Below are 21,501 nucleotides of genomic sequence, written 5' to 3'. Positions count from 1 at the left end.
TAGAGAACAAGGATTGGTTGAGAGGGCGGTATTTATGCTGGGATTAGAGATTTTCGTGCATTCGGTGAGGATGGTTCTTAGGAACCTGACGCAGGCGCTACAGATTTCAGTCGTACCGGCGCTCATTGGCGGCTTTTTAGCCATCGGCCTGTTCTTCCTGTTTGGCATCCCTTTCGAAGAATTCAACAGTGAAACCAATGGCTTCCCTGAAGGCGTAACGGCCGCGTCCTTCACCGGTTTTCTGCTCTGCCTTATGGCCGTTGTCTTTGGGGTCATGCTGTGGATTGTCGTGTCGTGGCACCGTTTTGTTCTACTTGAGGAATATCCAAGCGGTTTGGTTCCGCCTTTCAGGTTCGACCGTGTGCTCGCCTATTTCGGACGCCTTCTGATGCTCGGCCTAATCGCTCTTATCATCATGATACCGGGAGCGCTGATCATGGGCATGATGGCGCAATCCTCTGTGGCGCTGGGAATTCTGGTTTGGCTGGGTTTGATCATCATTCTCACGATCGGATTCTATCGGGCCTCCCCGATTTTACCCGGCGCAGCGATCGGAAAACCAATAAAGCTGTCTGAAGCGTGGCAAGCAACCTCGGGCGCAAGCGGAGCCATCGCACTTCTGGTCGTCTTATCCATCCTCTTCCAAATATTGCTTCAGCTACTGGCGTCTTTGCTGCTTTTCGTCCCGATCATCGGTGTCTTGATTGTCTTGTTTGCGAGCATGCTGATCGTCCCACTGATCAATGTCAGTATCCTGACGACGATCTATGGTGTGTTCATCGAAAAACGCGAGCTGGCCTAAGCCCGTACACATATGTATTCCTTGCCCTTTCGACGATGATGGGGCAGGGAATCCAACATGACTGATTTCACGACCCGCGCCCGCGCTGCCGAAAAGGCAATGCGCTCAGTGTTTCCGGCAACTCCGTTGCAGCGGAACGCCCATCTGTCCGACCGTTACGGCGCGGATATCTGGCTCAAGCGCGAAGACCTCAGCCCGGTGCGGTCGTATAAAATCCGTGGTGCGTTCAATGCGATGCGCAAGCAGCAGGGGCAGGGCCTTTTCGTTTGCGCCAGCGCTGGCAACCATGCGCAGGGCGTGGCCTATATGTGTAAGCATCTGGGTGTGCGGGGTGTGATCTTCATGCCGGTGACCACGCCGCAGCAGAAGATCCAGAAGACGCGCATTTTCGGCGGCGACAATATCGAGGTTCACCTGATCGGTGACTATTTCGATGACACGCTGGCTGCGGCGCAAAGCTGGTGCGCAGAACAGGGCGGATATTTCCTGTCTCCGTTCGATGATGCGGATGTGATCGAGGGGCAGGCCTCATTGGCGGTTGAGATCGAAGAGCAATTGGGCCGAGTGCCTGATCATGTAATTCTGCCGGTTGGCGGCGGCGGTATGTCTTCGGGGGTGGCGACCTGGTTCGGGGACCGGGCGCATTGCCTGTTCGTGGAACCGGCCGGCGGGGCGTGTTTGCGCGCGGCGCTTGCAGCGGGGCACCCGGTGGCTCTGGATCATGTGGATACCTTTGTCGATGGCGCAGCAGTAGGCCGGATTGGTGAGAAACCGTTTGAATTGCTGAAATCGCGGCATCTGTCGGACGTGCTGACTTTGTCCGAAGACCGCATCTGCACCACCATGATCGAAATGCTGAATGTCGAGGGCATCGTTCTGGAACCTGCCGGTGCATTGGCGGTTGAGGCCGTGGGTGACGTGCAAAGCTTTGTGCGTGGCAAGACGGTGGTCTGTGTGACATCGGGTGGCAACTTCGATTTCGAACGCTTGCCTGAGGTCAAAGAGCGCGCGCAGCGTTATTCCGGGGTCAAGAAATACTTCATCTTACGCCTGCCGCAGCGTCCTGGCGCTTTGAAAGAATTTCTGGGTATTCTGGGGCCCGAAGACGATATCGCACGGTTCGAATACATGAAGAAATCGGCGCGCAATTTTGGTTCGGTGCTAATCGGGATCGAAACCCGCAAGCCCGAGAACTTCATGCGCCTGTTTGCGCATCTGGATGAAGCCGGGTTTACTTATACGGATATCACCGAAGACGAGACGCTGGCACAGTTTGTGATCTAGCGCAGGTTTTCGGCCAGACCGGCCTGAAACAGTATTTTCGACTCGTCGTAGGCCGCGATAATCGCCAGCAAATCAACGGCGGCGCTTTCACCTGCGGCTGCGCGTCGCTCACCGTCCTGGCACAGTTTCGAGAAACTATCAAAGCCAAGACTCAGCGCGCTGCCCTTCAGGAAATGTAGGTTCTGTTCGATCTCGGAGCGGGTAGTGTCATCGCGTAGCTTAGTGATAACTTCCTGAACCTCGTCCAAAAAGATTTCGACAACCTCGGTGAACTCGTCTGCGCCGACTTCATCACGTAATTGTCTGACTCTGGACCACTGAATCATGCCATCCTCTTGCGGTTGCATATTGTTAGACCGTCACGGGTAAAGATGGGGTTAAATCGCGGCCATTTGGTTTTTCATAGGATGTTAAGCTGAGAGGCATAGCGTTGCGACAACTGGAGAGTTGAGCAAGTACAGGGACTTCATGGTGCCGGATGCCAGTCAAGTAGAGGCCCGGGTCGAGCTGGATTTTGGCGCGATCCGCAAGGTTCTTGTTGTGGACGACAGCCGTCTGCAGCGGCGCATTCTGGTGGCCTCGCTAAAAAAGTGGGGATTCGAGGTTCTTGAAGCCGACAGTGGTGAAGCCGCGATAGAGCTTTGCACCTCGGACCCGCCTGATCTTGTTCTAAGCGACTGGGTCATGCCAGGTATGGGCGGGCTTGAGTTCTGTCGCGCCTTCCGAGAGCTGGACAGTGAGCAATATAGCTATTTCATTCTTCTGACCTCAAAAAGCGAAAAGCAGGAGGTCGCGCGCGGTCTGGATGCTGGGGCAGACGATTTTCTGATCAAACCGCTTGAGGCTGATGAGCTGCGTGCGCGCATATCGGCCGGGGCGCGTATTCTTGACATGCAACGCGAATTGTCCCGAAAAAACCAGTTGATCGAAACAGCGCTGAACGAACTGAAGCTTGCCCATGATGCGATCGATAAAGATCTGATGCAGGCCCGAAAGATTCAGGACTCGCTGGTGCCCGAATTGAAGGGAACCTTTGGCAACTCACAGGTCAGCCTGCTTCTGAAACCTTGCGGTCATATCGGCGGTGATCTGGTGGGGATGTTCTCGCCCGGTGTCAATCGGCTGGGGTTTTACAGCATCGATGTCTCCGGCCACGGGATCACCTCTGCGATGATGACGGCACGGCTGGGCGGGTATCTGTCCAGCACGCATTTCGATCAGAACATTGCGATGGAGCGTCGTTTCAATAAATTCTACGCCCTTCTGCCACCCGAAGAGGTCGCTTCGCTGCTCAACTCGCGTCTGATCGCCGATGCCGGGATCGAAGAGTATTTCACCATGGTCTATGCCATCATCGATCTGCGCAACGGACATCTGAAAATGGTGCAGGCCGGACACCCGCATCCGCTGTTGTTGCGCCGTGATGGTAAAACCGAGTTTCTGGGCGAAGGCGGGTTGCCCATTGGCCTGCTGCCTGAGGCGCAGTTTCAGCAGACGGAAACCTATATGCAACCGGGCGACAAGCTGCTCTTGCATTCGGACGGGTTCACCGAATGCCAGCTCGCCGACGGCAGTTTGCTGGATGATGACGGGTTAAAGGCGATGGCTGTTGAATGCGCCGCCGATCACGGTGGACCGGAATTCCTGGATGACATGTTCTGGCGTCTTACACAGGTGATGTCACCGGACAGCGGAATTGCGGATGATGTCTCTGCAGTGTTTTTTGAATATAACGGACCTTAAAGCCCATGCAGGTGGCGCTGGGCGAAATGGGCGTCGCCCTCGTTGCCCAACAGATGAACGGCATCTGCGGTCTCCATCCAAATGGCCTCGTGAAGGTCTTCGGTCGGAGGGCCTAGGCGTCTGACCGGGTGGGCGCGGTAAATCAGGCAGACCTTCTCGGCCCACAGATCGTATTCCGGCATGTAGGTATATCGACGAAACGCACCCACTCTCCGGGGCGCGGCGATCAGCCAGCCGGTTTCTTCGTAAACCTCACGGTGAAGCGCTGTAATGGGTGATTCCCCCGGATCGATGCCGCCGCCCGGCAGCTGCAGATCGGGTCCGGGTTCCAGCTGACAGGTCAGCAGCAATCGGTTGCCTTGTGGCAATAGGGCATAAACGCCGACCCGCCGGGTGTATTTTCGCTCTGCCTCGGGGCTTTCACCGAACCGTCTGATCATGTAAGGCCCCTTTCAACCCAAACTGTTCAACCTATATGGTGGCGGTATGCCAACCTGTGGCGCTTAAGGAAACCCCATGTCTCTTGGAACCAAAATCGCGTGGGACGATACCGTCCTGCCCTTTCAACTCGATATACCCGACATGCGAGGCCGCGTGGCCCGGCTGGACGGCGTGTTGGGCGGCATCTTGAAACAGCACGACTACCCGGAGGTGGTCGAGGCGCTGGTGGCCGAGATGGCCCTGCTGACTGCATTGATAGGGCAAACGGTATCGCTGCGCTGGAAGCTGTCTCTGCAGGTGCAATCCAAGGGCGCGGTGCGGATGATCGCAACCGATTATTATGCGCCACAGGTCGAGGGTGAACCCGCGCAGATCCGCGCATATGCGAGCTTTGACCGCGACCGGCTGACCGATGCAGCCCCTTTCGATCAGGTGGGTGACGGGTACTTCGCCATCATGATCGACCAAGGTGAAGGTACACAGCCTTATCAGGGCATCACTCCACTGGCGGGGGGATCACTGAGCGCGTGTGCGGAAGCCTATTTCGCGCAGTCCGAACAGCTGCCGACCCGATTTTCGTTGAGCTTCGGCAAATCGACCGAACCCGGTGTCGGTGAACACTGGCGCGCTGGCGGGATCATGCTGCAGCACATGCCCAAAGCCTCGCCCTTTGCCGCTTCCGGGGAGGGCAGCGGAGAGATCCTGTCTGCCTCGGATTTGGTGGATGGTGAAGAGGGCGAGAACTGGGATCGCGTCAACATCCTGCTCGACACCGTGGATGATCTGGAGATGATCGGGCCATCCGTTGCGCCAACCGACCTTCTGGTGCGTCTGTTTCACGAGGAACAGCCTCGCGTCTATGATGCACAGCAGGTAAAATTCGGTTGCACTTGTTCCGAAGATCGCGTGCGCCAAAGCCTGTCGATCTATTCGGCGCAGGATATTGCGACAATGACCACGGACGAAGGCACCGTCACAGCAGACTGCCAATTCTGCGGTGCGCACTATGTGCTGGACCCTGCGACCGTCGGGTTCGAGGCCGAAGGCCCGGATGGCGCGTGATCTGATCACAGACCTGACCGAGGCGCTGAGCCGTGACGGGTCCGGGTCCAGTGACTTTGATCTGAACCCGGAAACGGTGCTGCCGGCGGGACGCAAACTGCGCCCTGCAGGCGTGTTAGTGCCTGTTTCCGTGACGGGAGACGCACCCAGATTGATCCTGACCAAACGCTCTTCGGCGTTGAAACACCATCCGGGCCAGATCGCCTTTCCGGGTGGAAAACAGGATGAGGGCGACATCGACGTTACTGCGACAGCTTTGCGCGAAGCACAGGAAGAAATTGGTCTTCCGCCAGAACTACCCAGTATTCTGGGTCATCTGCCGACTCATGAAACCGTGACGTCCTTTTCGGTCACGCCGGTTGTTGCGATCCTTGAAGCCAGTTTTGAACCAGTCGCCGAACCGGGCGAGGTGGATGAGATCTTCTTCGTTCCGCTTGCGCATGTCCTGAACCAAGAGAATTATGTCGTCGAGTCGCGCCGTTGGCGTGGCCAAAGACGGTATTACTATGCTGTGCCCTATGGCCCCTATTATATCTGGGGTGCGACGGCACGGATGCTGCGGGGATTGGCTGCGCGGATGAGTGAATGAAGCGGATCACAGAAGATTGGTTAACCGACCAAGCCACGCAGGATGTATGCACCGCCCTGACCAATGGCGGGGCGCAGGCGCTATTCGTCGGTGGTTGTGTGCGCAATGCTCTGCTGCAGGCGCCGGTTTCTGACATTGATATCGCCACAGACGCTGGGCCGGAACACGTCGTGGAACTGGCGCAGAAAGCTGGGCTGAAGCCGATACCAACAGGGATAGACCATGGCACCGTAACGATTGTCAGCAAAGGTATCCCGCACGAGGTCACGACGTTTCGCCGTGACGTCGAAACGGATGGTCGGCGTGCTGTCGTCGCTTTTTCCGACAAGGTCGAAGAAGACGCCGCGCGTCGTGATTTCACCATGAACGCGCTTTATGCCAAACCTGACGGCACAATCCTTGATCCGCTGAACGGTTTGCCGGATCTACAGGCGCGTCGCGTACGGTTCATCGGGGAGGCCAGTGATCGCATCCAAGAAGACTACCTGAGATCGCTCAGATATTTCAGGTTTCATGCTTGGTACGGGGATGCGGACGGTGGCTTTGACCCCGCTGCACTGGATGCAATAGCTGCAAATTTGGACGGGTTAGAGACACTTTCGCGCGAACGGGTCGGGGCCGAGATGCTTAAACTGCTCGCTGCGCCTGACCCCGCGCCGTCGGTGGCCGCCATGCGCATCACTGGCGTTTTGGCGCAGCTTTTGCCCGGGGCTGATGACCGGGCGCTGGCGATCCTGATTCAGCTGGAACAAGACGCCCATGCAGCGCCCGAAGCGATTCGTCGTTTGGCCGCGATTGCATCGCCCGAAGTGGCCAAAACCCTGCGTCTTAGCCGCGCGCAACTGCAGCGTCTGGCTCGGATGCGCGACGAAGCGATGGCGACGACCAGTGTCGCAGAATTGGGTTATCGCTATGGGTCGGAAGGCGGATTGCACGAGACACTTTTGCGTCATGCATTTCTTGAACAGCCTTGGTCCGAAGACCTGAACCGAGCTTTGCAAAAAGGGTCCGCGGCCAGTTTCCCGATCAAGGCGGCGGATTTGATCCCCGCCTTCTCGGGCCCCGCGCTGGGCGCAAAACTGGCCGAGCTTGAGGCGCGTTGGATCGCGTCGGATTTCGCGCTTAGCCGCGAAGAATTGCTGGCCGACTGATTTGAAGTCTCAAAAAGGGATGACAAACCCGATTTGATTTGGCAGGGTGCGCCTGACTCATATGGAGGGAGGAATGCGAATGTATTACGGGATCTGGTTCGGCTAAAGCCCGGAACACTTTGACCCGTAGGGGTGGTGTTCTGGCGCCATCTTTCTTCGCATGACCTATTTTCTGCTCAATCGGAGCACTCTCCATGTTTCGCTACTTCGAAAATCTCATTGACCCTTTTGTTGCCTATGAACAGGTTGACAAGCCACCGACGCGGCTGTGGCCTTTCATGCTGGGATACTCGCAGCCTTTCAAACGCGTTTTTGTATTGGCCGCGCTGATGTCCGTGGTCGTTGCTGCTGTCGAGGTTGGGCTGATCTTTTATATGGGTCGCGTTGTGGACCTGTTGGGCAGTTCTCCTGCTGAATTCTGGCAGGCGCACGGGACTGAATTGATCGTGGTTGCCGCCTTGATCCTGTTTATTCGTCCCATCCTTCAGCTTGTTGACGTCTTGCTGCTCAACAACACAATCCTGCCGAACTTTGGCACTCTGATCCGTTGGCGGGCGCATAAACATGTTCTGCGTCAATCGGTTGGCTGGTTCGAGAATGACTTTGCCGGGCGCATCGCAAACCGGGTCGTGCAGACCCCACCCGCCGCGGGCGAGGTGGTCTTTCAGGTCTTTGACGCGATCTCGTTCTCGATCGCCTACATGATCGGTGCGGCCATTCTGCTGATGGCGGCTGATCCGCGCCTGTTGTTGCCGTTGCTGATCTGGCTGGTGTTTTACGGCGCGCTTGTGCGATGGACCGTTAAGCGGGTCGGCCCGGCATCTCAGGCGGCGTCGGATGCACGCTCGACCGTGACGGGCCGGGTGGTGGACAGCTATACCAACATCCACTCGATCAAGATGTTTGCCCATGACACTCAGGAACAGGACTATGCGCGCGAGGCGATTGCGGAAACCCGCCGCACTTTCCAGATCGAGATGCGGATTTTCACCATTATGGATGCCGCGCTTGTTGCGTTGAACGGTGTGCTGATCGTGGGTGTCGTTGGTTGGGCGATCTTGCTTTGGACGCAAGGTAGCGCAACGGTCGGTGTGGTGGCCGCCGCCACAGCCTTGACGCTGCGGCTGAATGCCATGACCGGTTGGATCATGTGGGCGCTGACCAGCTTCTTTCGCGAATTGGGTATCGTTGCCGAGGGTATGCAGACCATCGCGCAGCCCATCGATCTGTTGGACGAACCTGATGCGAAACCTTTGCGGCTGGGTAATGGCCAGATCGAAATACGCGATCTGTCTCATCACTATGGACGGGAAGCCGGTGGTTTGGATCACGTCAACTTGACTATCCGGCCAGGCGAAAAGATCGGCCTGATCGGTCGGTCAGGTGCGGGAAAATCGACCCTAGTAAAGCTGCTTTTGCGGTTTTACGACGTCGAGAAGGGTGCGGTCCTGATCGATGGTCAGGATATCTCGAAGGTCACGCAGGACAGTTTGCGCAGCCATATTGGCATGGTTCAGCAGGACAGTGCTCTGTTACACCGCTCGGTTCGGGCCAACATCCTCTATGGTCGGCCTGATGCGACCGAAGAACAGATGATTGCCGCTGCGAAACAGGCCGAAGCGCATGAGTTCATCCTCGATCTGCAAGACCCGGAGGGCCGCACTGGCTATGATGCGCATGTGGGCGAGCGGGGCGTGAAACTGTCGGGCGGTCAGCGGCAGCGTGTAACGCTGGCGCGGGTGATCCTGAAAGACGCGCCGATTTTGCTATTGGACGAGGCGACATCTGCCCTAGATTCCGAAGTCGAAGCCTCGATACAGGAAACACTCTACGGCATGATGCAAGGCAAGACCGTGATCGCCATCGCGCACCGGCTCAGCACGATTGCTCAGATGGATCGCATCCTTGTGATGGATGGCGGCCGGATCGTTGAACAAGGTGGTCATTCCGATCTGTTGGCGCAAGGAGGGCTTTACGCTCAGTTCTGGGCGCGGCAATCTGGAGGCTTCCTGAACCCGGAGGCCGCTGAATGAGGATTGCCGACCTCATCCAACCGTTCAAAGACACAGAAACGCCCCCGCCGCAAACGCTGGGGGCGTTCATCCGTTGGAGCTTGTCCGGCGCCTGGCCGATGCTGTTCGTCGCAGCCGCCTTCTCGGCGATCGCGGGTGCGATGGAAGCTGGCACCGCCTGGGTCCTGGGCCGCGTCATTGATCTGACCACCAACAGCAGTCCCGAGGCGTTTCTGACCGGCGGCAATCTCGCGATCATTTTGGGTGCTGTCGCATTCTTCATGCTTCTACGCCCCGCACTGTTCGGACTGTCATCGGTGGCAAACAACTACATCGTCATGCCCAACATCACGCCGTTGGTTTTGGCAAAACTGAACCGCTGGACGCTGGGCCAGTCGGTGACCTATTTCGATGACGATTTCGCCGGACGTATCGCCCAAAAACAGATGCAGACATCGAACGCCATGACGCAAGTGGTGTCCGAAACAATCAGCGCTATTGTCTTCGCTATTGCCTCTCTTGCAGGCTCATTGCTTTTATTAGGGTCTATTCACCCGCTTGTGATGCTGCCATTTGTTGCCTGGCTTGTTGTCTATTTCCTGCTGGTGCGCTGGTATCTTCCACGCATCCGCGTACGCTCTGCCGCGCGGGCGGGGGCGCGGGCGATGGTATCGGGGCAGGTGGTCGATACGATCACCAACATCAAAACCGTCAAGCTGTTTGCCCATTCCGAGTTCGAAGATCATACCGCCCGAAATTCCATGGTCGACCTGCGTGAACGGTCGCTGGAATTCGGCAAGCTATCGGCTAGTTTCCGGTTCATCCTAATGACTCTGGCGGGGGTGCTGCCGGTCCTGTTGATCGGCGCGACACTGTGGTTGTGGCAGGCGGGCATCGCGACGGCCGGAGACATCGTGGCGGCCGGGGCCGTGGCGATACGCATCTCGCAAATGACCGGCTGGGTCAGTTTCACACTGATGGGTCTTTACGCAAATGTCGGTGAGATTGAAAACGGTATGCATACTCTGACCAAGCGCGTTCGCGTCGAGGATGCTCCGAATGCATCGACACTTGTGGTCTCAGAGGGCGAGATTGCCTTTGACAACGTCAGCTTTGCCTATGGCCGCGATATCGGTGGTGTTGCTAATCTTAATTTCACCGCCGCACCGGGTGAAAAGTTGGGCATAGTCGGGGCCTCAGGTGCTGGGAAATCCACTTTGGTTTCACTTTTGCTAAGGCTCTATGACGGGGAACATGGCGTTATTGCCATCGACGGGCAGGATGTCTCTCGCGTGACACAAGACAGCCTGCGGCAACAGATTGGGATGGTCACGCAGGAAACCGCGATGTTCAATCGTTCGGCGCGCGAGAACATCCTCTATGGTCGTCCTGACGCGACTGAAGATGAGCTGATAGAGGCCGCGACCAAAGCCGAGGCGCATGAATTCATACTCGGTCTAGAGGATGCGCAAGGACGCAAGGGCTATGACGCGCATCTGGGCGAACGCGGCGTGAAGCTGAGCGGCGGGCAACGACAGCGGATCGCTCTGGCTCGCGCTATCCTGAAAGACGCACCGATATTGGTTCTGGACGAGGCGACGTCGGCATTGGATTCCGAGGTCGAGGCAGCGATTCAGACGGCACTGCACCGGGTGATGCAGGGCAAGACCGTGCTGGCTATTGCCCACCGCCTGTCCACGCTTAGCGAGATGGATCGGATTATTGTTCTGGACCACGGTCATATCGTTGAAAGCGGCACACATGAGGCTCTGCTGGAGCGTGGCGGGTTGTACGCCCGGTTCTGGCATCGCCAATCGGGCGGCTTCATTCAGGCCGAGGCTGCAGAATAAAGGGTTTTGTTGCGCTCAAACCCCAGTTATCAGGCCTCCATGACGCAGCAATACACAATAAACCGCCTTGGACATCAGGGCGACGGAATCGCCGATGGTCCGATCTATGCGCCACGCACTCTGCCGGGTGAAGTGGTCAGCGGTACGTTGCTGGGTCAGTTTCTGAACGATATTCGCGTCGAAACACCCTCGGATCAGCGGGTCAAGGCACCCTGCCGTCATTACAAGGCCTGCGGCGGCTGCCAGTTGCAACATGTGACCGATAATTTTGTCGCCGAGTGGAAAATTGAGGTGGTGCGCAACGCGTTGGCCGCGCAGGGGCTCGATGCCCCGATGCGGCCCATTCACACTTCGCCTGATCGATCCCGCCGTCGGGCCACCATCGCCGTGCGGCGCACCAAGAAGGGTACGCTGGCCGGGTTTCATGGTCGCGCTTCTGACACGATTACCGAAATCCCGGATTGCCATTTGCTGCACCCAACCTTGATTGCTGCCATCCCGGTGGCCGAAGCCTTGGCGTTGTTGGGTGGCAGTCGGAAAGGTGTGTTGGCCGTAACGCTGACCCTGTCCGAAGGCGGTTTGGATGTTGCGGTCAAGGGCGGCAAACCGCTGGATGGACCGTTGGAGCTGGCGCTCGCGCAAGCGACCGAGCATCACGGTCTTGCCCGGCTTAGTTGGGATGATGAAGTTATCGCCATGCGTGAGCCTCCGATCCAACGCTTTGGAACCGCTGGCGTCACCCCACCGCCCGGAGCGTTTTTACAAGCCACAAAAGACGGAGAACAGGCTCTATTACAGGCTGTTTCCGACGCTACGTCGGGGGCAAAGCGGATTGTCGATCTGTTCGCCGGATGCGGGACATTCTCGCTGCCGCTGGCACAGACTGCTGAAGTTCATGCAGTCGAAGGTGAGGCCGAGATGACGAAGGCCCTGGATCAGGGCTGGCGCAAGGCGCAAGGCCTGAAACAGGTCACGACCGAGGCCCGAGACCTGTTCCGCCGCCCGCTCATGCCCGATGAACTCAAGAAATCCGACGCCGTTGTGCTTGACCCGCCGCGTGCTGGGGCCGAGGCGCAGGTGGCCGAGTTGGCGCAGGCCATGCGCCCGGTGGTTGCTTATGTCTCGTGCAACCCGATCACCTTTGCCCGTGACGCAAAAATGCTGGTTAACGCCGGATATGCCCTTGAATGGGTACAGGTGGTTGACCAATTTCGATGGTCGTCACACACCGAACTTGCCGCTCGGTTCATTTTGAACAAATAACCCTGAGATAAGGACCGCCCGCATGGTGATCGCCCAACGACTGCTGCCCATCATCGAAGCACCGGCTTTCGGGAAATTCATCACCGGTGTGATCCTGTTCAACGCGGTACTGCTGGGGATGGAGACATCGCCTACGCTGATGGACGCAGCGGGCCCGCTGATCGTGACGCTGGACAAGCTGTGCCTTTCCATATTCGTCATCGAAATCGTCATGAAACTGATCGCCACAGGGCGCCGGTTCTTCACCAGCGGCTGGAATGTGTTTGATTTCGTGATCGTGGGCGTGGCCCTAGTTCCCAGTGCAGGGGCGCTTTCAGTTCTGCGGGCACTGCGTATCCTGCGGGTCCTGCGCGTTATCTCGGTCGCGCCGCGCCTGCGCCGAGTGGTCGAAGGCTTCATCTCAGCCTTGCCGGGCATGGCCAGCGTGTTCCTGCTGATGGCGATCCTGTTTTACATCGGCGCTGTGATCTCAACCAAACTTTTCTCGGGCACATTCCCCGATTGGTTCGGCGATCTGGGTCTGTCGGCCTATACGCTGTTCCAAATCATGACGCTGGAAAGCTGGTCCATGGGCATCGTCCGCCCTGTGATGGAGGTGTATCCCTACGCCTGGCTTTTCTTTGTTCCTTTCATCATGGTGACCACCTTTGCGGTGGTGAACTTGCTGGTCGGTCTCATCGTGAACTCGATGCAGGACGCGCACCATGCCGAGGATGAGGTCAAGACCGATGCCTATCGTGATGAGGTTCTTGAAAGGCTGGAATCGATCGAACGCCGCCTGACGGAACAGTCGAACAGCAAAAAGTGATTTAAGTTTCGCGAAAATCTGACATAATAATTGACAAAAAAGAGCATCAGGCAGTGAAAATAATGGATCGTCGAGCATTCGGAATGGGCGCAATGGCAACGCTGAGCCTTTCAGCATGTGCCTCAGCCAAACCCAGATTTCTTTCTTATCGCGGGCCCGAGGTGACCTCGATGGTCATCAACAAAGGTGCACGCAAGCTGTATTTGCTCCATAACGAGCAGATTTTGCGGGAGTACGATATAGATCTAGGATTTGCGCCCAACGGCACGAAAAACAAAAAAGGCGATGGTCGTACGCCCGAGGGTACCTATCTGATCGACCGCCGCAATCCGCGCAGCAGGTATCATCTATCGTTGGGTATATCGTATCCGAATTCGGAAGACTTGGCTAAAGCCAAGGCCGCAGGTGTTGATCCGGGCGGCGATATCTTCATTCACGGACAACCCAATCTACGATCCGAGTTCAAGCGGGCGAAGAAGACCCCGGATTGGACGGCAGGTTGTATTGCGGTCAAGAATGATGAGATCGAAGAGATCTACGCCATGGTGAATGAAGGAACCGTGATTACCCTGCGCCCCTAAGCAAGGTTCAAAGCGGTTTCCAGTCACCAAATCCAAATATTGTATAGTCGCGCTGGTATGCTTCCTTCGCCAGCGCTTCAAGCTGTGCGTCGTAAATCTGATCAAGTGCAAACGGCGCGTCCGGCTTGGCCCTGTTTGGGGTTGGCGGGGCTGTATGCCCAACTTTGTAGGCAAGGTCGGGCAAGGCGGTTTCCATCTCATCCTCGCGCAGGATCAGGTCGGGCATGGTGAAACCGGCCATGCCTTCCAGCGTCTGCGCCTGTCCGCACCATTCCCCATCCACACGGATCGGGGTTTGACCCGCCAGAATACTGCGCAGCATGCCCAGAAAGGCCGCGAACGCCTCGGAATGCTGATCGCGGGAATAATTGCTGAGATCACCCTTGGCAGGCAGCGGCACCTTGTACCGTCGGCTCAGCATATTGCGAATGCTGACATATGCGCCGGGGCCTGTGTGCAGAATACGGTCGCAGAACACAGCGTGCGCGCGCGCCAGCGGATGGCGCAGCACCGTGAATTTGCGGTGACCGGGATGATCCTGCATCCATTGACGGGTCTGTTTTTGATTGCGGCCGGTGATCAGGTCGGCTTGAGACACCCCGTCCAGATCGGCAATCCACTGCACCACTTCAGCCTCGGGGCCGCCGCGCACCGGAAGGTACATCAGCGAAGTTTGCGCAGCACCCACATAGCGCGAAACAGCCGGCCCGCGGTGCGGCTCGTAACTTGGGATATGGTGTAGCTTGAAGCGGTCACGTTGCGACAGGGCCAGCTCCATATCATCCGGATTGGTCACTTTCGACAGGGCAGGCGCCGGGTTTTGGCGTTTGAGATGCTGGTTCAGCTCCTTAAGACGTGCGCTGACGCCAAGCCACGCGGCAAGGCCGTTCAGAACGTCCAAATCTGTTAGATCGTTATAGTCGATGTAAAACGGTGTTTGCCCGGTGGTCTGCAGATGTTTGAGCACTGTTTGTTGAAATGCTTGCCGCTGGTCGAGCTGTTCGGCGAATTCTTCGGCATCGAAGGTGATCTGAGCCTCCCGCCGTTGCTTGATGTTCACTAACCGCCACTGCTTTGTTTCCAAGGCGATTTTCCACGATATGTAGCTATCCAGAGGGTTGCGCATCAGAATGATTTTGGCGCAGCGCGGATCATCCAGCGCCGGTGGCAGCGCCCGCGCATCGTGGTCGCTGAAAAAGCGAAAGCCGTTCATCTCGCCCGGCGCGTTTCGGATGGCGTCGATCAGCGCCATCGGGTCGCGTTCACGATCTTCCAGGGTAAAGCCCAGAACGCTGTCCAGTTTTGGCAGGCCGACGAAATAGGGGTTAAACGCTTCTCCGTGACACGTGACGCCATCCAGCGTGTTCAGCTGTAATTCAAGCAGGTTCGAACCTGTGCGCATATCGGCCAGAACGATGAAATAATCGAAGCGGCGGGTCATTTTGTGTTACTGCACCAAATAAGGCTTCTTGAACGATTTGGACTGTGCGCCAAACACGTCATTCACAGGGAAATCCCCCATCAGATAGGGATGCATCCCCTGGTTCTTGAGGTTTTGCAGGAACTTTCCGAACCCGGTCAGATCCACCATCGTCGGTGCCTCGGTCAGATGGGTGGGTTTGGGCGCGCCCATGTCTTCCAGAACGGTCTGCAGTTGCTCCATAGGGGATTCCACAAACTCTGCCATCGTCCATATTCGAATGCGCGTCTTTGCGCGGGCGGCATCCAGCAGCTTGAGCTGTTTGCTTTCGATCTGTTGTAGGCGGGCAGCTTCGCACCGGATATCGGCAAAATTCAGGTTCGAACGGAACAATGGAACCGCCCACGCCCCCGAGATGACCGCAATATGTGCATTCTGGTCTTGTGTCAGGAATTCATTGATTTTCTGAATATCCGTTGGCCCGAATTGAAAGCACTGACGCTCGCCTCGTGTGTTCCAGATGAGGTTCGACAGAAAGGCCGAGGGGTTATAATCGCGTAGCGTTGCGCAATCGCTGAGCGCACCGTTGATGATCGTCTCATCTTCGGCAAATTGCGCCCGTTCGGGACCGAACAGATGCCCATGCACCCGCCCGCCGATGGCGTTTGTCAGCCAAGGTTCGAAATCCTCGAACAACTCGGTAAAGCCTTGAAACACCGAATAGTGAAAGGCTGTCAAGCTGCGTTCCGTAGCCGCGCGGGGGAAGCGGCTTTGCATATAAAGACCATCCCGTCCGCGAACGCGCCGCTCGACCGCTTTGGAAAACACCCGGTCGATCTTGCCGGGGTTGGGCTCGGCCGGGGTCAGTGCGCTGTCCTGGTCGGTCAGGAAGGTCTGATACAACCGGCTAGCGCTGTGCCAGACTTTGCGCGCCACGAAACAGTCGGACCGGCGCAGCAATTGTAGGTGATCGTCGTAGAACATGTGCGGCCGACCTTGATAGTCGAACTTCGACAGAGTCAGCGATCGGCTTTCGATATGGGTGGAATAGAGCCGTGCCAGTGTCTGAAAATAGCTTTCATCGGGAATCCAGACCTGGCGGAAATAGCGATCATATTCGGCGCGCTTAGGATCCTGAAGAATGGCCGACAAGGTTTGGCGGGTCAGACACCACCACTGGCTGCCCATATGGGGCACCAGACCGTCTGGAATTCTGCGGCGCAGACCGAGGGCGCGTTGCAATCGCACGTAATTGTCAAACAGTTTTCGTTGCCTGCGCCATGAGAAGGGGAACCTCAGGGTGAAACGTTCCAGATCCAACCCGCCAATCGTCCAGCTGACGTCGCGCGTGGTTGCGCTTTCGATGAAATCGACACGGGGCCGGTCGGCCAGATAGTCGATCAGATCAGCGACCGGACGCAGCGGCAGACACGCGCCTGAAGACAGATATACATGCCGGACATCTGGAAACCTCTCCAACATCAGCGATGCGGCAGATTGTGATGCGGCGACAATACCCCAGCCGCCCCATTCACAGACATGGCGTTTTGAAAACAGGATCAGTGGTTCATCCGAACAAGCGGCGACAAAATCGGAATAAGCCGGATCGCCGACTTTCTGATCTACATGAATGACCACAGGACAGCCCGAGGCGGCCCAATGGCGTGCCACCTGCTCAACCCGATCCAGCGCGGTGTGCACCAGCATTACGATGCCCAAGCTGCTCATGCCCAGTTCCCCTTGGACATCAGGCCGAGGATCTCAATCTGTCGCCAGTTGATGTATTTCTCGGACCATTTGTTCCAGAAAACCGGATTATCCTCTAACTGCTTGGCATAAGCCTTGTACTCGCCCGACGCAGCATAGTGCTGTCCGCGCAGCAACTCTTCTTTAGCTTTTTCCCCAAGCGTATTGATCAGCTTTGCATGCAGCAGCGCTCCGCTGGTTTTTTCACCGCCCTGCTCTTCATAGACCTGATTGAGCCCGCGCGGCAGCAAGGCGTGGGTTGAGCTGACATAGGCGTAGCGCCGGTGCCATTTCACAAGAGGTATCTTGTTCAGGGCCGGAGCCTTCAGGGGATTGTTCTGAAAGAAAACCCGTGCGCGTGCACCGCCTTGAATCCACAGATTCCCATAGGTCGGGTTGCGGGTAATCATGAAGTTGCCTGAATCGAACCAAGGCGCGACTTCAAAAGGGTTCTGGCCCTCATGATAGGGCGCATCCATGATTCCGGTTTCGGGATACATGTCGATCAGCATGGTGCCGAAACTGCGCACACCAGTATCGTCCAGCCAGTCGGTCAGGGCGCGGATCGGGCGGGTATCGCAAAAAGGATAGATAAAGAATTCATCCGGATCGACCGTCAGAACCCAGTGCTTATGCGCATAGCGGCGCAGCAGGTAGTTGGACCAATCCAGACCAAAGGTCGCATTCTTGTAACCTACATCCGTCCACCACAGCGAAACGTCCGGCTGGCTGCTCAGGTATTCGTGGGTGCCGTCATCGCTGTTGTTGTCCACGCACAGGAAGTGATTGATGCCAAGCTTTCGATAGTAGTCTAAGAAATAGGGAAGGCGGATCTTTTCGTTCCGCATTACGCTCATCAACAAGATGTCGTTTTCTTTGATCTTGTTGGTGTTATCTTGCACCGCTTTCAGATCCCGACGCCGACGTAGGCAACGCAGCAGGCGGCGCTTGCGCCGCAATCTCATGCGATAGGAATCCAAAAGGCTCACGCGGCTGCCCAACCTTTTTTGATACGCGCGTCTGCCCGGGGCCGCCTGAGGCCTGAGTGGTGCCGGACATTAACGTTTTATGACATCTCTGCACCTTGTGAGGCAACGGGTTTAAATCCGGTTTACTTCCCCCCTGTGGCAGGAAATCCGCCCGCGTTCATGAGCCCAAGGTCTTGTAACTGTTGCCAATCACCTAGTTTGACCGAGTCAGAAGTCCAAAGATCAGGCCCGCTGATGATCCCGTCATAATAGGCGGCGAACCGATCGGGGTCGTGAAAATGTTGCCGCCTCTGTTTTTCGATCCGCGATTTGTCGACAACCTCAGGCAGGAATTTCGTATGGAGCAACACGCCCGAGGCGGTCTGCCCACCCGGACCGTCATATTCAAAATTCAAGAACCGGGGCAGCGCGGAATGGCACGAATTCACATAGGCCGTATGTCGTGACCACCGGGTCAGAGGGATCTTGTTCAGCGTCGGTGATTTTTGGGGCTGATCTGCAAAAAACACCCGCTCGCGTACGCCTCCCTGAACCCAAAGGTTGCCCATCGGCCTTTGGCGCTGGGCACGATAGGGGCCGGGGTCAAACCAGTTCAGGCAATCGGTTGGATCGGAATGCGGATCATAACTTTGCTTGCCCAACCGACCTTTGGGATAGAGGTCCAGCATCATCGCCCCAAACGTGGTTTGACCGCGCGCGTCCAGCCATGCAGCTAAATCGCGCATCGTATGGGTGTTGTGATGGGCGTAGATCAGCAACTCATCGGCGTCGACCATCAACGTCCAGTGGTCGTGCCCAAATTTCCACTGCAGCCAAGTCAGCCAATCCAACCCGAACCGAGACGCGCGATAGCTTGCCGTAGTCCGCCACAGCGACACATCCGGCTGTTTAAGCAAATACGGGACGGAGCCGTCATCGCTGCCATTATCCACCATCAGAAAATGATCAATGCCCAGCGTGCGATAATGGTGAAAGAACCACGGCAGGCGGGTGATCTCATTCCGCAGCGTGGTAAAGGCCAGAATGGCGCCGGGTGTGATCTTTTGCGTGTTGTCAGTCAACGACTTCAGTTGATGGCGGCTGCGAAAGGATCGCCACAACAGCCGCTTGCGTTTCAGGCGCAGCTTGTAGCGCTGCACCCAGCTTAGCGGCTGATCCTCAAGCCTCACTTGGTGTAGCCGCCATTCTGATGCCAACGCCAGGCATCCGTGATCATCGTCTCTAACGTTGATCTTTTTGGTGTCCAGCCCAGCTCTTCCTTGGCTCGGACCGAGCCTGAAACTAGACGCGTACAATCCCCGGCCCGGCGCGGGCCGATGCTATACGGCACGGCACGGTTGGTGACGGCTTTGGAATGCTCGATGACTTCCATCACCGAAAACCCCGACCCGGTGCCCAGATTGAACACGCGGCTTTCTTTGCCCTGTTCTAGCCACTTTAGCCCCAGTACATGTGCATCGACCAGATCACAGACGTGTACATAATCGCGGATGCAGGTGCCGTCGGGTGTGTCGTAATCGGTGCCGAATACAGTCAATCCACCCCGCTTGCCATCGATGGCGTCCAGCATCAGCGGCACCAGATGGGTTTCTGGTTGGTGAAACTCTCCAACTTCGGCATCCGGGTCGGCCCCGGCCACGTTGAAATAGCGGAAGATCACGTGCTTCAGGCCATATGCGGCTTGGAAATCACGTAAGATGTCCTCGATCGCTCGTTTCGAAGCACCATAGGCATTCAATGGCTGCTGCTGAGTGCTCTCGTCCAGCACAACGTTGTCATGTTCGCCATAGGTGGCGCAGGTCGACGAGAACACAAAGTTCAAACATCCCGCATCCACAGCCGCTTGTATCAGTGTCAGCGAACCGGTGACATTGTTCGACCAATACGTTCCGGGCTCAGCCATCGCTTCGCCGACCTGACTGAGGGCGGCGAAATGTATCACGGCGGCGGGTTGGTATTTGGCGAACACTTCGTCCAGCCGGGCGCGGTCCAGCAGGTCGCCCTGCTCGAAAGGGCCGAATTTCACCGCGTCCTGCCATCCGGTGACAAGATTGTCATAGGTTACGGGCGTATACCCCGCACTTGCCAGTGCCTTGCAGGCATGAGAGCCGATATAACCTGCACCACCTGTAACCAGAATATTTGTCATTCAAGCCCCATAGCGGCCATCATTTCTTCGATCTTGGCCACGTCCTGCGGGTTGTTCAGCTCCCAGAACTGACGACCTTTGGCTTCAACTTCGACACACAGAACCTTGCGGCCGTTTTCCATGAAGCGCAGCTGTTCCAACCCTTCCAGTGTCTCCAGCGGACCGCTAGTCCAGCCCGGATAAGCAGTCAGAGCGTCAGGCCGATAGGCGTAAACTCCGACGTGGTGGAATACCGGTGTCGGGTCACTGCTGGCATAGGTCTCGGCTGTGAAAGGGATCACTTCTTTCGAGAAGTAAAGCGCGCTGTGGTCATTGCCGAACACCGCTGTAGTGCCCCCGACCCGGCCTTGCTTGCGATCGTTCAGTAATCCGTTCAGTGCGTCCCCGTCACAGCGCAGCACGGGGGTGGCCACACCCGCATCTGGCGCGTTGCGCAGACCCGAGATCAGGTCTTCAACAAACCAATGCGGGGTCAAAGGCGCATCCCCTTGCAGGTTGACGACGATGTCATAACCGCCACCCAGAGCCGAGTGCGCCTCGGCGCAGCGTTCGGTACCGTTGCGGCAGGTGTCTGAAGTCATCACCACCTCGGCACCAAATCCCTCTGAGACTTCGCGGATACGGTCATCGTCGGTTGCCACAACCACGCGATCTACGCCTGACACGGAAATCGCGGCGCGCCAGGATCGTTCGATCAGAGTCATGCTGGTTCCGTTTGCCCCGGTCAGCGGAACCAGAGGTTTGCCTGGATAGCGGGTCGAAGCGTAGCGCGCGGGAATGGCAATCAATACTGACATCAGGCTTCCTTCAGCTCAACGCCCGGAGCATAGGCGATGAAAAATGGATTGGCATAGCCGTCTTTGCCATAGGTCAGCGGCGAATGGTCGTCAAAGCGCACCACATGTCCGCCCGCACCGGCCAGAACCGCGTGGCCCGCAGCGGTGTCCCACTCCATGGTGCGGCCAACACGGGGGTAGAGGTCGGCCTCTCCCGTCGCCACCAGACAGAACTTCAGCGACGACCCGGCACTTTTGCTGTCGCGCACCTGATATTTGTTGATGTAATCCTCGGTCGCCTGATCCCGATGCGACTTGGATGCAACGATCATCAGCGCCGAATTGTTTGGTTTAGAGACTGATATTGGCGTCAACACACCCGGCTGATCTTTGTCCAGTGCGCCGGTTTCCTCGACAGCTTGCCCATCGGCTTGCGTATAGAACATCCGCCCCCGCGCCGGTGCGTAGACCACGCCACGCGTCGGTACGCCGTTTTCGACCAAAGCGATATTTACGGTAAAATCGCCGCGCCGATTTATGAATTCCTTGGTGCCGTCAAGTGGATCAACAATCAGAAAGGTCTCGCCCTTTTCGGAATGCGAAGCCGCCTGTTCCTCGGTCACCAGCAGGATATCTGGAAAAGCCTCGCGCAATCCGGCCGAGATCAAAGCATCCGCCGCCTCGTCCGCCTCGGTTACCGGGCTTGAGTCTGACTTGACCTTGACGTCGAAATCATCTGCTTCATAGATCTGCATGATCTTGTCGCCTGCCTGCAAGGCCAGCCGCCGGATGACGGGAATAAGCGCGTCATAAGTCACAAAAAAGCTCCGTTCCT

20 protein-coding genes are annotated in these 21,501 nt (G+C 57.0%); 11 read left to right on the top strand and 9 right to left on the bottom strand.

The genetic code is table 11. The annotated features are described in order from the left end of the window. The first annotated feature begins 34 nt into the window (after positions 1–34). On the top strand, positions 35–802 hold the full coding sequence (locus ACRZ9U_RS15505) for a hypothetical protein (RefSeq protein WP_170408791.1): 768 nt from the start codon (positions 35–37) through the stop codon (positions 800–802). 57 nt (positions 803–859) lie between these two features. Beyond that, entirely contained in the window at positions 860–2,086 is a 1,227-nt protein-coding gene (gene ilvA, locus ACRZ9U_RS15500; protein ID WP_170408790.1) for a threonine ammonia-lyase IlvA, read from the top strand. On the opposite strand, the gene ACRZ9U_RS15495 is transcribed toward ilvA, so the two are convergent. Further along, entirely contained in the window at positions 2,083–2,433 is a 351-nt protein-coding gene (locus ACRZ9U_RS15495) for an Hpt domain-containing protein (protein ID WP_480902311.1), read from the bottom strand. The two genes, ilvA and ACRZ9U_RS15495, sit on opposite strands and share 4 nt — an antisense overlap. A 121-nt stretch (positions 2,434–2,554) precedes the next feature. Between ACRZ9U_RS15495 and ACRZ9U_RS15490 the strand changes: the two genes are divergently transcribed. After that, positions 2,555–3,829: a SpoIIE family protein phosphatase gene (locus ACRZ9U_RS15490; RefSeq protein WP_170399510.1), complete on the top strand. Its 1,275-nt coding sequence runs from the start codon at positions 2,555–2,557 to the stop codon at positions 3,827–3,829. Here the strand turns inward: ACRZ9U_RS15490 and ACRZ9U_RS15485 are convergent. Beyond that, positions 3,826–4,269, bottom strand: a complete 444-nt coding sequence (locus ACRZ9U_RS15485; protein WP_170399359.1) for an NUDIX hydrolase — start codon at positions 4,267–4,269, stop codon at positions 3,826–3,828. The genes ACRZ9U_RS15490 and ACRZ9U_RS15485 overlap by 4 nt on opposite strands. 76 nt (positions 4,270–4,345) lie before the next feature. Here ACRZ9U_RS15485 and hslO point away from each other — a divergent pair, with 76 nt between their 5' ends. The 8 genes from hslO (at position 4,346) to ACRZ9U_RS15445 (ending at position 13,586) form a co-directional block, all read left to right on the top strand. Beyond that, complete coding sequence (hslO, locus tag ACRZ9U_RS15480) at positions 4,346–5,332, top strand: Hsp33 family molecular chaperone HslO (protein ID WP_170408789.1); 987 nt, start codon at positions 4,346–4,348, stop codon at positions 5,330–5,332. Then, the gene (locus ACRZ9U_RS15475) at positions 5,322–5,921 is read left to right on the top strand and encodes a CoA pyrophosphatase (protein ID WP_170408788.1); all 600 of its coding nucleotides are present in this window, start codon (positions 5,322–5,324) and stop codon (positions 5,919–5,921) included. The genes hslO and ACRZ9U_RS15475 overlap by 11 nt, the downstream gene beginning before the upstream one ends. After that, positions 5,918–7,072, top strand: coding sequence for a CCA tRNA nucleotidyltransferase (locus ACRZ9U_RS15470; protein ID WP_170408787.1), 1,155 nt, complete (start codon positions 5,918–5,920; stop codon positions 7,070–7,072). The genes ACRZ9U_RS15475 and ACRZ9U_RS15470 overlap by 4 nt, the downstream gene beginning before the upstream one ends. A gap of 194 nt (positions 7,073–7,266) precedes the next feature. Next, positions 7,267–9,105, top strand: a complete 1,839-nt coding sequence (locus ACRZ9U_RS15465) for an ABC transporter ATP-binding protein (RefSeq protein ID WP_170408786.1) — start codon at positions 7,267–7,269, stop codon at positions 9,103–9,105. Then, positions 9,102–10,934, top strand: a complete 1,833-nt coding sequence (locus ACRZ9U_RS15460) for an ABC transporter ATP-binding protein (protein ID WP_170408785.1) — start codon at positions 9,102–9,104, stop codon at positions 10,932–10,934. Before ACRZ9U_RS15465 ends, ACRZ9U_RS15460 begins: the two co-directional genes overlap by 4 nt. Before the next feature lie 39 nt (positions 10,935–10,973). Continuing rightward, positions 10,974–12,197: a class I SAM-dependent RNA methyltransferase gene (locus ACRZ9U_RS15455; RefSeq protein ID WP_170408784.1), complete on the top strand. Its 1,224-nt coding sequence runs from the start codon at positions 10,974–10,976 to the stop codon at positions 12,195–12,197. Between the two features lie 22 nt (positions 12,198–12,219). Continuing rightward, complete coding sequence (locus ACRZ9U_RS15450) at positions 12,220–13,005, top strand: ion transporter (RefSeq protein ID WP_170408783.1); 786 nt, start codon at positions 12,220–12,222, stop codon at positions 13,003–13,005. A gap of 62 nt (positions 13,006–13,067) precedes the next feature. Next, positions 13,068–13,586: a L,D-transpeptidase family protein gene (locus ACRZ9U_RS15445; RefSeq protein ID WP_170408782.1), complete on the top strand. Its 519-nt coding sequence runs from the start codon at positions 13,068–13,070 to the stop codon at positions 13,584–13,586. Positions 13,587–13,593: 7 nt separating this feature from the next. On the opposite strand, the gene ACRZ9U_RS15440 is transcribed toward ACRZ9U_RS15445, so the two are convergent. The 7 genes from ACRZ9U_RS15440 to cysQ all read right to left on the bottom strand — a co-directional run bounded on the left by ACRZ9U_RS15440 (position 13,594) and on the right by cysQ (position 21,484). Next, positions 13,594–15,027 carry a sulfotransferase family protein gene (locus tag ACRZ9U_RS15440; RefSeq protein ID WP_170408781.1) on the bottom strand — a complete coding sequence of 478 codons (1,434 nt, stop codon included), beginning with the start codon at positions 15,025–15,027 and terminating at the stop codon, positions 13,594–13,596. 6 nt (positions 15,028–15,033) lie between these two features. Continuing rightward, entirely contained in the window at positions 15,034–16,734 is a 1,701-nt protein-coding gene (locus ACRZ9U_RS15435; protein ID WP_170408780.1) for a DUF5927 domain-containing protein, read from the bottom strand. Next, a complete protein-coding gene (locus tag ACRZ9U_RS15430) occupies positions 16,731–17,717 on the bottom strand; it encodes a glycosyltransferase family 2 protein (RefSeq protein ID WP_170408823.1) in 987 nt (328 codons plus the stop codon). The genes ACRZ9U_RS15435 and ACRZ9U_RS15430 overlap by 4 nt, the downstream gene beginning before the upstream one ends. 146 nt (positions 17,718–17,863) lie before the next feature. Next, positions 17,864–18,910 (bottom strand): glycosyltransferase family 2 protein, encoded by a 1,047-nt coding sequence (locus ACRZ9U_RS15425; protein WP_170408779.1) that lies wholly within the window; start codon positions 18,908–18,910, stop codon positions 17,864–17,866. Further along, positions 18,907–19,890 (bottom strand): UDP-glucose 4-epimerase GalE, encoded by a 984-nt coding sequence (galE, locus tag ACRZ9U_RS15420; protein ID WP_170408778.1) that lies wholly within the window; start codon positions 19,888–19,890, stop codon positions 18,907–18,909. The genes ACRZ9U_RS15425 and galE overlap by 4 nt, the downstream gene beginning before the upstream one ends. Continuing rightward, positions 19,887–20,687 (bottom strand): 3-deoxy-manno-octulosonate cytidylyltransferase family protein, encoded by an 801-nt coding sequence (locus ACRZ9U_RS15415; protein ID WP_170408777.1) that lies wholly within the window; start codon positions 20,685–20,687, stop codon positions 19,887–19,889. The genes galE and ACRZ9U_RS15415 overlap by 4 nt, the downstream gene beginning before the upstream one ends. Beyond that, complete coding sequence (gene cysQ / locus ACRZ9U_RS15410; RefSeq protein ID WP_170408776.1) at positions 20,687–21,484, bottom strand: 3'(2'),5'-bisphosphate nucleotidase CysQ; 798 nt, start codon at positions 21,482–21,484, stop codon at positions 20,687–20,689. Before cysQ ends, ACRZ9U_RS15415 begins: the two co-directional genes overlap by 1 nt. Positions 21,485–21,501 lie beyond the last annotated feature (17 nt).

The sequence above is a fragment of the Ruegeria sp. D7 genome (assembly GCF_056534355.1).
The sequence above is the reverse complement of the archived record's forward strand: the minus strand, read 5'-3'. Positions and strand labels throughout refer to the sequence as shown.